This window comes from Chitinophagales bacterium (genome assembly GCA_020636535.1).
Classification (GTDB): domain Bacteria; phylum Bacteroidota; class Bacteroidia; order Chitinophagales; family JADIYW01; genus JADJSS01.
In genome coordinates this window covers 1,947,392-1,959,205 of record JACJXT010000011.1, presented here as the reverse complement: position 1 = coordinate 1,959,205, position 11,814 = coordinate 1,947,392, and the positions used below count along the sequence as shown (strand labels likewise).

Annotated in this window: 12 protein-coding genes; 5 read left to right on the top strand and 7 right to left on the bottom strand. The window is 28.9% G+C overall.

The window, feature by feature from the left end; genetic code table 11:
• Window positions 1–490 precede the first annotated feature (490 nt).
• Window positions 491–2,386, top strand: coding sequence for an amidophosphoribosyltransferase (locus H6553_09040; protein ID MCB9033969.1), 1,896 nt, complete (start codon window positions 491–493; stop codon window positions 2,384–2,386).
• A gap of 9 nt (window positions 2,387–2,395) precedes the next feature.
• Here H6553_09040 and nuoF read toward each other — a convergent pair whose 3' ends face one another.
• The 4 genes from nuoF to H6553_09020 are packed head-to-tail and all read right to left on the bottom strand — an operon-like array spanning window position 2,396 to window position 5,276.
• Window positions 2,396–3,736: an NADH-quinone oxidoreductase subunit NuoF gene (gene nuoF / locus H6553_09035; protein ID MCB9033968.1), complete on the bottom strand. Its 1,341-nt coding sequence runs from the start codon at window positions 3,734–3,736 to the stop codon at window positions 2,396–2,398.
• 1 nt (window position 3,737) lies between these two features.
• Window positions 3,738–4,262 (bottom strand): NAD(P)H-dependent oxidoreductase subunit E, encoded by a 525-nt coding sequence (locus tag H6553_09030; GenBank protein ID MCB9033967.1) that lies wholly within the window; start codon window positions 4,260–4,262, stop codon window positions 3,738–3,740.
• 46 nt (window positions 4,263–4,308) lie between these two features.
• Window positions 4,309–4,809 (bottom strand): DUF4112 domain-containing protein, encoded by a 501-nt coding sequence (locus H6553_09025; GenBank protein ID MCB9033966.1) that lies wholly within the window; start codon window positions 4,807–4,809, stop codon window positions 4,309–4,311.
• A complete protein-coding gene (locus tag H6553_09020) occupies window positions 4,809–5,276 on the bottom strand; it encodes a hypothetical protein (protein MCB9033965.1) in 468 nt (155 codons plus the stop codon). Before H6553_09020 ends, H6553_09025 begins: the two co-directional genes overlap by 1 nt.
• Before the next feature lie 176 nt (window positions 5,277–5,452).
• Here H6553_09020 and H6553_09015 point away from each other — a divergent pair, with 176 nt between their 5' ends.
• Complete coding sequence (locus H6553_09015; GenBank protein MCB9033964.1) at window positions 5,453–5,668, top strand: hypothetical protein; 216 nt, start codon at window positions 5,453–5,455, stop codon at window positions 5,666–5,668.
• A gap of 69 nt (window positions 5,669–5,737) precedes the next feature.
• Window positions 5,738–6,667, top strand: a complete 930-nt coding sequence (locus tag H6553_09010) for a hypothetical protein (protein ID MCB9033963.1) — start codon at window positions 5,738–5,740, stop codon at window positions 6,665–6,667.
• Here H6553_09010 and H6553_09005 read toward each other — a convergent pair.
• Window positions 6,645–7,919 (bottom strand): metallophosphoesterase, encoded by a 1,275-nt coding sequence (locus H6553_09005; GenBank protein MCB9033962.1) that lies wholly within the window; start codon window positions 7,917–7,919, stop codon window positions 6,645–6,647. The genes H6553_09010 and H6553_09005 overlap by 23 nt on opposite strands.
• A 169-nt stretch (window positions 7,920–8,088) precedes the next feature.
• Here H6553_09005 and H6553_09000 point away from each other — a divergent pair, with 169 nt between their 5' ends.
• Both H6553_09000 and H6553_08995 read left to right on the top strand, forming a co-directional pair.
• Window positions 8,089–8,793, top strand: coding sequence for a MotA/TolQ/ExbB proton channel family protein (locus tag H6553_09000; protein MCB9033961.1), 705 nt, complete (start codon window positions 8,089–8,091; stop codon window positions 8,791–8,793).
• Window positions 8,794–8,796: 3 nt separating this feature from the next.
• Window positions 8,797–9,189, top strand: coding sequence for a biopolymer transporter ExbD (locus H6553_08995; GenBank protein MCB9033960.1), 393 nt, complete (start codon window positions 8,797–8,799; stop codon window positions 9,187–9,189).
• A 7-nt stretch (window positions 9,190–9,196) separates the two neighbouring features.
• On the opposite strand, the gene H6553_08990 is transcribed toward H6553_08995, so the two are convergent.
• Window positions 9,197–9,799, bottom strand: coding sequence for a hypothetical protein (locus tag H6553_08990; protein MCB9033959.1), 603 nt, complete (start codon window positions 9,797–9,799; stop codon window positions 9,197–9,199).
• Entirely contained in the window at window positions 9,796–11,814 is a 2,019-nt protein-coding gene (locus H6553_08985) for a hypothetical protein (GenBank protein MCB9033958.1), read from the bottom strand. Before H6553_08985 ends, H6553_08990 begins: the two co-directional genes overlap by 4 nt.

The window sequence follows — 11,814 nt, the reverse complement described above, 5'->3', positions numbered from 1 at the left end:
CGTAAATTCCACTTATTAATCGATGTCTCACCAATCAACCTTTTTTTGACATAAAATTAAACTTGTATTTCTAATAACGATTTTTTTCCTAGCAGAGTCTCTATGCGTAAGTAAAAAGCGTAGCAGGACTCTGTGTAACAAATTATATTTTTGCATTCACTTCAGAGCAGAATCTTCTGAAAGAGACGCTGCGTAAATTCCACTTATTAATCGATGTCTCACCAATCAACCTTTTTTTGACATAAAATTAAACTTGTATTTCTAATAACGATTTTTTTCCTAGCAGAGTCTCTATGCGTAAGTAAAAAGCGTAGCAGGACTCTGTGTAACAAATTATATTTTTGCATTCACTTCAGAGCAGAATCTTCTGAAAGAGACGCTGCGTAAATTCCACTTATTCATGGATCTCTCACCAATCAACCTTTTTTTGACATAAAATTAAACTTGTATTTCTAATAACGATTTGTATCTTTGAGCATAGCTAAAATCAATGAGCGAACTCATTAAACATGAATGCGGAATTGCATTAATCAGATTATTAAAACCACTAAGTTTTTACAAAGAAAAGTACGGCGATATTCACTACGGATTGAGCAAAATGTATCTGCTAATGGAAAAACAGCACAATCGTGGACAAGATGGTGCTGGTTTGGCTACTATAAAATTTGATACTGCTCCAGGAAAAGCATATTTCGATAGAGAACGAAGCACCGAAAAACAAGCGATACAATCTATATTCGATAAAATATTTAGTCAATTCCACGATTTATCACCACAAGAAAAGGAAAAAATAAAAGACCTTGACTATGTAAAAAACAACTTTAGTTTTATGGGCGAGTTGTTGCTAGGTCATTTGCGTTATGGAACTCATGGTGGTAATGATAAATCCAATTGTCATCCAAGAATTAGAGCCAACAATTGGAAAACTAGAACTTTAATTGTAGCAGGAAATTTTAATTTGACCAATGTAGATGAATTGTTTGAAGTATTGGTGAAATTAGGTCAGTTTCCAAGAGAGCAATCAGATACTATGACTATCTTAGAAAAAATTGGTCATTTTGTAGATGCAGCCAATCAAAAATTATTTAAGCAACTCAAAAAAGAAAATTTAGATAACGAAGCTATTACACTAGAAATCTCTAAACGCTTAAATCTTAAAAAGATTCTTAGAAATGCTGCCGAAGATTTTGATGGAGGTTATGCAATGGCAGGAATGTTAGGTCATGGCGATGCTTTTGTACTACGAGATCCAAATGGCATTCGTCCTGCGTATTATTATAAAGATGATGAAATTGTAGTCGTTGCATCAGAAAAACCAGCTATTCAAACTGCATTTAATGTGCATCGTTCTAAAGTAGTAGAGTTACAACCAGGCAATGCTTTAATTATTAAGAAAGATGGTAGCGTTGGCGAAGTTGAAATCATAGCACCAAAAGAAAAAAAATCGTGCTCTTTTGAACGCATTTATTTTTCTAGAGGAAGCGATGCCGAAATTTATCAAGAAAGAAAAAAATTAGGTAAATTATTAGTACCTGAAATTTTAAAAGAAGTAGATTACAATATAAAAGATACTGTTTTTTCATATATACCAAATACAGCTGAAGTAGCTTTTTTAGGTATGATTGAAGCAGTCAACAGACAGCATCAACAACATCAATTAGAATTATTCGAATACGGAAAAATATCAATTGATGAATTGAAAAACAATTTGAATATTCAACCAAGAATTGATAAAATTGCAGTGAAAGATGCTAAACTTAGAACTTTTATTACTGATGACACTTCTAGAAACGATTTAGTACATCATGTATATGATGTAACCTATGGCATTGTAAATAATAATATAGATACATTAGTTGTTATTGATGATTCAATTGTAAGAGGTACTACACTTAAAGAAAGTATCTTAACAATGCTCGATAGATTACAACCTAAAAAAATAATTGTAGTATCGTCTGCACCACAAATTCGTTATCCAGATTGCTACGGAATTGATATGAGTAAAATGGGCTCGTTTGTAGCATTTAATGCAGCAATTGAACTATGGAAATCAGCAGGAAAAGAACAAGAATTAAAAGCAATTTATCAACGATGTAAAGAAGAATTGCTATTGCCTACCAATGAAATGAAAAACATAGTAAAAGAAATTTACGAACCATACACACCACAACAAATTTCAGATAAGATAGCAGACATAGTAAAACCAAATCATATTTTTTCAGATATAAAAGTAATCTATCAATCAATATCAAACTTACATCAAGCATGTCCAAACCATACTGGCGATTGGTATTTTACAGGAAATTATCCAACAGCTGGTGGCAATAAAGTAGCAATCAAAGCATTTATCAACTACATGGAAGGTAAAAATGTAAGAGCGTATTAAAAAGAATATTTAATAAACCAAATTATTTAATCTATAATAATGTTTTACTTTATTGATTGATGCTGGATTGTTGACATATGCTTCAAATTCTGACCTAAAATGTCGAATAGCACTTGCAACTGGCCATGCTGCTGCATCACCTAATGGACATATAGTTTTACCTTCTATATTTTTCTGAATATCCCACAATAATTCTATATCTTTTAATTCAGCTGTTCCATTTATAAAACGATGTAAAATCTTTTCCATCCAAGCAGTACCTTCTCTACAAGGAGAACATTGTCCACAACTCTCATGATGATAAAATCGTGCAAAAGTAAATAAGTTTTTAACTACAGAAGTATCTTCATCCATTACAATAAATCCACCAGAACCTAACATCGTACCGCTTTCAAAACCACCATCTGCCAAAGATTCATAAGTCATTAGTCTTTTTTCGCCTTTAGCTGTTGTTAGTATTAAATGTGCTGGTAAAATAGGTACAGAAGAACCACCAGCAACTACAGCTTTTAGTTTTTTTCCGTTTCTAATGCCACCACAATAAGCATCACTATAAATAAATTCTTCTACAGTAATTCCCATTTCAATTTCGTACACACCAGGTTTATTTATATGTCCAGATGCAGAAATTAATTTAGTACCAGTACTTTTTCCTAGTCCAATATTTGCATAAGCATCGCCACCAATTTTCATAATTGGTACAACAGCAGCTATAGTTTCTACATTGTTTACCACAGTAGGTCGTCCCCAAGCTCCAGCAACTGCAGGAAAAGGTGGTTTAATTCTAGGATTGCCTCTTTTTCCTTCTAAAGATTCTAACAAAGCTGTTTCTTCACCACAGATATATGCACCACCACCAGGTTGAACAAATAAATCTAAATCGTAGCCAGAATTGTTAATATTTTTACCTAAGTAACCAGCTTTATATGCTTCTTCAATAGCTGTTTCTAATATTTTGATGATGTAGTAATATTCTCCACGAACATAGATATAAGAAGTATTAGCACCTAAAGCGTAACTCGACAAAATCATGCCTTCTATTAAAAGGTGTGGATTTCGTTCCATTAAATATCTATCTTTAAAAGTACCAGGTTCAGACTCATCTGCATTGCATACCAAATGTCTAGGCACGCCTTCTGGTTTTGCTAAGAAACTCCATTTTAAGCCAGTAGGAAAACCTGCACCACCACGACCACGCAATCCAGATTTCTTTACTTCTACTACAACATCTTCTGGAGAATTACATTTTAAAGTGTTTTCTAGAACTGAATATCCTTCATGCTTTTTATAGACCTCAATTTGTTGTAGGTTGTCTATATGATCGTATGTTAGCAATAACTTTTTACTCATGTTATAAGTATCTACTTCTTTTATTTTCAGCTCTGCAATTAGCAATTATCTGGTCTATTTTTTCAAAAGTTAGATTTTCGTAGTAAGTTGCACCTATTTGAAACATTGGTGCTGTGCCACAAGAACCTAAACATTCTACTAGTTTTAATGAAAATAGACCATCTTCAGTAATTTCATTTACTTTAATGCCGTGTTTTTCTTCTAAATAAGCAACAATGTCTTCTGCACCACACATCCAACAAGAACTAGTTTGACAAACTTCTATTAAGTATTTTCCAACTGGTTCTAAATTAAACATGGTATAGAATGATGCTACTTCGTATACTTCTATTGGTAGAATATTTAATGCTTCAGCAACTTTATCCATTAAAGGAACACTTAACCAGCCATCATATTCTGCTTGTACCAAGTGTAAAACTGGTAATAATGCAGACTTTTGTTTTCCTTCAGGATATCTTTTTTTGATGGTATCTATTTGTGATACAATGTGTTCTGAAAAATGAATACCGTTACTAACTTCACTCATACCATATAATGTTGTGCAAATATAAGCAAATGGCTTAAATATCTTGCTATATCGTTATTTGATTCAGTGTTTTAAAAAGATAAAATATAAAATACAACATAGCTGCAAAGAAAAGGAATAAAAATACTAACATTGGTATTAGAATTATCCAAATACTACCACTGTGTTTCCCATCTTCAAAATGTTCTATGGCTAATTTGTAATTTCTTCTATTGGCTTTAAATGCAAAATCGAAGACTGTACCTATGATAGGAATTGCTCCAACTAAGCTATCTAATATAATATTAGAAAACATTTTAAAAACGATATTCTTTTGAGCAGAACCGTTTTTATACATCGCCAAAAACAAATAAAAAGAAATAAAGAAATCGACTACCCAACCTAATCCAGGAATTAGATTAATGATTGGATCTAAACCTATTTTGTATTTAGTTCCTGGAATAGTAAAGGCATTATCCATTAAATTAACCAATTTTTCTAGCTGTTGTAGTTGAACTGGCAGTTTTTTACTACTATCTTGATTAATATGTTGTATGTCGTTTGACATTATACTTTATATGTAATCATACCTAATTCTGCTAAATGTTTTTCGTCATAAGTACTACTCATCATACCTAAAAAACCACCAGAAGCATTAGCTACTTCTTTAGCAATACTTTTCCAAACTTTAAGTAATGCTTTAGCATATAGTGCATCTATTTGTGGTAGAATATCATTTAATTTACTTAACATTTCTACTAAAACATCAGTTCTAACATCAGCTTGTAAACCACTATATTGATTTAATAATGCAATTAGCACTTCATCAAAGTTGTTTTCAACAAAATCAAAGTATTCATTAAGAATAATATCGCCCTCATTACTTTTTATGATAATTGTTTTGTGTGCAGCAGCAATTTCTTTTTCATCTAAATTGTCATCAACACCACCAACTAATAATGTAATTATTGCAGGTGTATTAAATAGTAATGCTTTTTCTGTTCCTTCTAACTGACTAAACTGTGGTATGCTCATTGATTATTTTTTGTACAAAATTAACGGAATATAAGGTTATAAAAAAATATTTTTTCAATATTGTTATTAGTAAAGTCAATTGTTAAATAATTGTTAAGTGTTTATTATTCGCAATATTCCATTTTTATATTAGATAATAGTGTCTATATTAGCGGAACATAAAAAAAAATGTAATTATGAAAAAATTAATGATTTTAGCTATGGTAGCTACTTTTGCATTCGGTTCAACTGCATGTAAGAAAGAAAGAACTTGTACTTGTACAGGAGACACTTATGGAGAACAAGCTTTCTCAATGGGAGATGAGAAAAAAAGTGATCAAGAAGATGCATGTAATACTCTTGAATCAACTTACAAATTAGTTGATGAAACAGTTACTTGTTCATTAGACTAAAAATTAATTATTTAATTTACTAAGGCAACTCTATTAGAGTTGCCTTTTTTATTTATTTTTGCTTTTCTTATGAAATATGTAGTAAGTATAATTGTAATTCTAGTCGGTATCATTTTTATTTTATCTGGTGCATTTAAAATTTTCCCTATAGAGCCATTTGAATATCAATTAGTGAGTATTAAAGTAGCTAATTGGAATACTGTTTCTTACATCTCTAGAATATTTATTGGACTAGAATTAGTGCTTGGAATATTTTTAGTCTTTCATATACTTTTAAAACGATTTACAATTAAAGCAACTTTATTAATGCTTATTGTTTTTTCTATTTATTTAACTATTACAATTATTAAAGAAGGCAATGAAGGCGATTGTGGTTGCATGGGTGTTTATGTGCAAATGACACCATTACAAGCGTTAATTAAGAATATAGTGTGTATTGTATTATTAGTTTTTTCTTATTTTAATATTAAAAAAACTTATTTTTTAGATAACTATGCTAAATTTATTGTGCCATTATTTACTGTAATATTAATGGCATTGCCTTTTATAGTATATCCAATAACCAATTATAGTTCTAATTTTGCTAATGATAAAGTTGATTATCGATTAGATTGGGATTTATTATACAAAGACCAAGCATTTCCACCAACTATAGATTTAACTAAAGGCAAGCATATAATTTGTTTTTTTAGTTTGTCGTGTCCACATTGCGAAGAAGCAGCTATAAAAGTGAATATTATGCATGAACAAAATCCAGCAATACCTTTTTATTTGGTATTGAATGGAAAACACGAATTACAAGATGCATTTTTCAAGAAAGCTAAAATTGAAGATATACCTTATTGCTATTTTAAAGGTGTAGAGAAATGGTTAAAAGTAGTTGGTCCAGCTTATCCTATGATTATGTTTGTAGAAGACGGAATTGTAAAAAAGAAAGAAGATGAGTTGAGTTTACAATATGATGATATTATTCAGTTTATTGCACCACCAAACGAATAGTTTCTATATTATCATCGTTATATAAAGTCATAAAATAAATACCTTTGTTGAGTGTACTAAAATCGAATTGATAAACGCCATTTGTTAAAGGAACTGCTTTTAAACTGCTATTCATTACTGTTTTTCCACTTGCGTCTGCTACTTTAATTAAATAATCTGAAGATAAATGTGTAGCATCTATTTCAAATCTGCCAATACTTGGATTTGGATAAATACTTAAATTTATATTTTGATTGTTCTTAATACCATTTACAACATTTGGAACACCATACACATTATAAATTCTAAAATAACTATCTTCATATTCTTTATTGGCTCTTGTTTCAAAAACTTCCATTACATTGTAGCCATTTAATGTAGATGCCATATAATGTTTATCTCTGTGTATATGTCCAGCTAACCAAACAGCTAAATTAGATTGATAAGGATATAGTATTTTCATCATCTTATCATATTCAGTAGCATCTAATGTATAAAAAGGCATAATAACAATATCAGTGCTTGGTGGTTGATGAGAAATAATAAAAGTATTATGCGAAGCTAAATGTTGGTTATTTGCCAAATGACTTTTTAACCATTGAAATGTTCCGCCATCATAATCATATAGCTGAGCTTCTGGGCCAATGCCTGGTTCATTTTTATTAACATGATATCTTGGATTGAAATCAATCATATAAAAATTAAAATTATTATATTCAAAATAAAAATTAAACAAATAAGAATTATCATTTGTTTCTGGATTTAACCAAGCATTTAATCTAGTACCATTATCCCAATTGTCAAAAAAAGTAGCACAGTTGTTATAAGTGTCTTCAAAAATACTATTGATGATGCTATCGCCATCTGCTTTATGAGATTCTTGTTTAAATCTTACATAAGGCCAAGCATCGTGATTGCCAATTGTAGGTACAAATGGAATTTGAGACGCATTCATAATCTCTTTAAACTTATCAAACTCCGATTTTTCACCACTATCTGTTAAATCGCCAGAAACTATAATAAATTTTAAATTTTTATCAATATAATTGTTATTAATCCAATTCACTGCTTTTCGCAATCGCTCTGCCGAGTAGCCAACATCACCATTTGGCATTGTATCATTTTTAAAACCAGATGTACCATAATCACCTTGACCTTCGCCAATATGAACATCTGTAATATGCACAAACGAAAATTGATAGACAGCACCTACTTCATTTTTGTTATAATCGAACTCAGGAATATACTGTGCCAATAATGTATTAGAAGACAAAAAGAGAATTAACAATAAAAAATAACAAGAATTAGCATTTTTCAACATTTTTAGTGTATTTATTATTAAAAAATATTACCATCTAATGTAGTAATAAAATTTGGAATAATTTTTTATAGTTTTGTTGTAAAATAGATTTAATTTAAAATCGTTAAACAAATAAAATTTTATGGGAATATTATTGCAAGCAGTAACATTTGCAGATTCGGCAGCACAAGCAGCCAGTGGAGTAACGCCAGCAGCACCACAAGAGAGCATGTCTATTTTAGGATTGCTAATGAAAGGAGGTTTTGTAATGATTCCTTTATTGATATTATCAGTCTTTGCCATTGCTTTTATTATTGAAAGAGTAATGTACATTAACAAGAGAGCAAAAATTGATAATGGCTTGGTGAATAATGTATTAGATAAACTGTATAGTGGAAATGTACAAGGAGCAGAATCATTGTGTATACAAAGTAATTCTGCATTAGGAAATGTGTTGCAAGCAGGAATTTCGCAATTAGGTAAACCAATAGATCATATAGAAAAAGCATTAGAAACACAATCAAATATTGAACTAATGGACATGGAAAGAAGATTAGGTTATATTAGTTTGATTTCTGGTGTTGCACCAAGATTAGGTTTTGTTGGAACGATATTAGGTGTAATTAAAATATTTTATAATATTGCTCAAACAGATGATATTTCTATAGGTACTATTTCTAGTGGTTTATACGAGAAAATGATTACTTCTGGAACAGGTTTGATAATTGGTATTTTAGCATTTATGGGTTATCAGTTATTGTTAACTAGAATTGATAATTACTCTTTAAGGTTACAAAAAGAAGTATTTGAATTTACTAAAGGGATTAAAAAACCAGCTAAAGCTTAAGCTATGAAATTAAAAAGAAGAAGAGCTTTTCATGACGAAGACGCAATGTCGGCAATGAACGATATTATGTTCTTTTTAATGTTATTCTTTTTGATTATTTCTACTATGGCTAATCAAAATATAATTAAGTTGTTATTGCCAAAAGCAGAAAACTCAGAACGAATAGCCAAGCAACCTGTAAGTTTAACGGTTACCGAAGATTTGACTTACTACTTAAACAATACACCAATTAATCCAGATGAATTAGAAAGTGCTATTGTAAATGCAGTACAAAATAATAGTGATCCAACAGTTGTACTTAGAGTAGCTAAATCGTTGAGTGTGCAAGACTTAGTAAACATTATGCAAATAGGAGCTAAGCACAAACTAAAAATGGTATTGAGTACTGAGAAGTAGTAGTGCATTACTTATTTTTTATTTTATTTTTTGAAATGGATACTTGAATTAAGAGGGCAAGTGTAATTATAGAAGAAGAAATAAGTATCATCAATAGCAAGAAAGTAGAAGGGATATCATTCCAAATTTCATTTGGCTTGTAATCTATAGCAATTTCATGTAATTCTTTTTTATTTTTCTTCCCTCTTTTTTTTAGATTTTTATTTAATATAATGGCTTTTCCTAACTCAGTTAATTTGTTTCCAGCAAAAATTCTCTGTTCTATATTTGTATTTGGGTCTTTTAATGTTATTAAATGATTATTATAATAAATAAAAGATAGAATAGATAAAATAATAGAAACAGTTACTAAGGAAATAGTTAGCCACTTTTTAATTTTATAACTATTTAGTAGATACATTAATAGGAAAAATAGTGATATGTATATTATAAAAGATAGAGAAAAAAAAGGTATAAAATTAAAGTCCAAGTATTTTTCAATAAAAGAATACTCTTTATTCAAATATGAATAAAAAAAAGTAAATGTTGCTCCTATTAGAGCTCCAATTATACTATCAATAAGTCTTTGTCCAAAATCTTTTAATATTGATTTTACTTCTTTTCCTTTCAAAATTCGATTGGTTTTATCAAAAATAATTTTTCATAATTATCAATCATTAGTCCTAATTTAGGTAATATTAAATCTTGGCATCGATTATTATATTTATTGAAATTAGGAATATATTCTAGAATCTTTTTTGATAATTTTTCTCGATAAATTTTTGGATAGTCAATTATCAGACAATCATTATCCATTTTAATATATTTTATATTATTTGTTGGTTTTTTATATCCGTCACTAAGCCAGACTGCTCTATCAACTTTTGTTGAATAGTTAAAAAAATAAAAGTAAGAGCCATTATATCCATCATATTTTTTATATGTGTTTTTCTCATTTATAAGAAAATCTAGCGTCCAAAAAACTTCTGTATTTTTATTATACTTATTAGTTGGGAATGTAACTGTTGATAAATAACCACTAAAAGGGTTCCTGTCAGTAGTTTTGAATAAATAGCTAGTATTAAGTGATGCTTCAGCATTTTGTAAAATATTATTATATAGATAGCTCTCTTTTGTATTTGCGAGTATGTCATAATCGTCAAATAATTCATAAAGTTTTAATATTTTTTCATCAAAATTTTTCTTTTTTCTTTTTTTACAAAATTTTACCAAAGCATATAGTATTATGTCTAAATAATCTTGACATGGAGTATTTTGGTTAAAATAGTTTGATTGAATTTGATTGAATTTATGCTCAAAATCAGCTTTATTAAAGTTGTTAATCAATATAGATAATTTTTTACTTGTTCTTTCAATTTGTTGTGTAGAGTATCTTGTATATGTATTATTTTTTGTTTTAACATTTTTCTTTGGTTTTTCAGTATTGTAAGTATTTGAACTGCTTATATTTGGTTGAATAGAATCTAAAGTCATAGGAATCATACCTTTTATGAAAGAAGAGACTAAGTGTGTGTTAAGATTAGATGCCGTGATGATATAAACTCCATCCTGCCAATCTTTAATATTTATCTTTATAACCTGTGTTTTAGGGTACCCATTTTCATTTAAATAGTTATTATACAAAGTATCTTTATATAGAAGAGTGCCATAACTATTTTTTATTTGTAAACTGCATGGCATATTACTACGATTTTCATAATCAAAATATATAGATAAATCATTATTTATAATAGAGTATCCTAATGAACCATGCTGAGAAGAACCAATAATAGGATTATTTGTTGATACCATAATTTTTTTTGTAATATGATGTTCTATTATTGGGAGTTTAATATTATATTTTATATTGTCATTGTTATAATGTAAGAAGAAAGTACTTGGACATTGAGTGTTGTTATGGAAATTAATATTACCTAATTGATAAGAATACTTACTATATCCTTCAAAATCATGAATAAAATTATGATCTATTATTCTTTCTGTATGAATTCCGGTTAAATAAAGTTTATATAAAGGGTCTTTAATTATAGAACCATGCATTATGCCATCATGAAATTGAGTTTCAATAGTTCTATATAAGTATCCACCAAGTACAGTATTATTATTACTATACTTGCTATTATAAATTGGCTTATATTTTTCTACAGTTACATTTTTATAATTAGTTTTTTTAGTTAATACATTATTATCAGTATAATTATAACTATAATAATAATTTATGGGAAAGATAACTGTTAGGTAGTTTTGTTGCTCCTGGTTCTGAGAAAATGAATTTTTAATCCAACAATTAGAAGAATCACATTCTTCATATTCATAAATAAAATTCCACAGGTTTGTATAGCTCGAGTAGTGCAGCCCAACTGACTCTCCATATAAATCATTATGCTGGCTTTCATAAATATCAAGTAAAATAATAAAGTCATTATTTTTATCATAAGAATATTCTCTAAAATATGCTTCTAGTTTTTGCATATTAAATACAATAATAATAGCATCATCAAAACATGATTGCTCTTCAATAAAATCCCAATTCTCATTTTTTGACTCTAATGAGTCTTGTCCGTAAATAGAAAAAGAAAGAAGTAAATAAAATAATATACTGGTTAATTTAATTAAAGAATTCAT

Bases quoted from the DNA above. Each gene is read 5' to 3' on its own strand.
- H6553_08995 (MCB9033960.1), top strand. From the start codon at position 8,797: ATGAAATTAAAAAGAAGAAGAGCTTTTCATGACGAAGACGCAATGTCG.
- H6553_09020 (MCB9033965.1), bottom strand. From the start codon at position 5,276: ATGAGCATACCACAGTTTAGTCAGTTAGAAGGAACAGAAAAAGCATTA.
- H6553_09015 (MCB9033964.1), top strand. From the start codon at position 5,453: ATGAAAAAATTAATGATTTTAGCTATGGTAGCTACTTTTGCATTCGGT.
- H6553_08985 (MCB9033958.1), bottom strand. From the start codon at position 11,814: ATGAATTCTTTAATTAAATTAACCAGTATATTATTTTATTTACTTCTT.
- nuoF (MCB9033968.1), bottom strand. From the start codon at position 3,736: ATGAGTAAAAAGTTATTGCTAACATACGATCATATAGACAACCTACAA.
- H6553_09030 (MCB9033967.1), bottom strand. From the start codon at position 4,262: ATGAGTGAAGTTAGTAACGGTATTCATTTTTCAGAACACATTGTATCA.
- H6553_09000 (MCB9033961.1), top strand. From the start codon at position 8,089: ATGGGAATATTATTGCAAGCAGTAACATTTGCAGATTCGGCAGCACAA.
- H6553_09025 (MCB9033966.1), bottom strand. From the start codon at position 4,809: ATGTCAAACGACATACAACATATTAATCAAGATAGTAGTAAAAAACTG.
- H6553_09040 (MCB9033969.1), top strand. From the start codon at position 491: ATGAGCGAACTCATTAAACATGAATGCGGAATTGCATTAATCAGATTA.
- H6553_09010 (MCB9033963.1), top strand. From the start codon at position 5,738: ATGAAATATGTAGTAAGTATAATTGTAATTCTAGTCGGTATCATTTTT.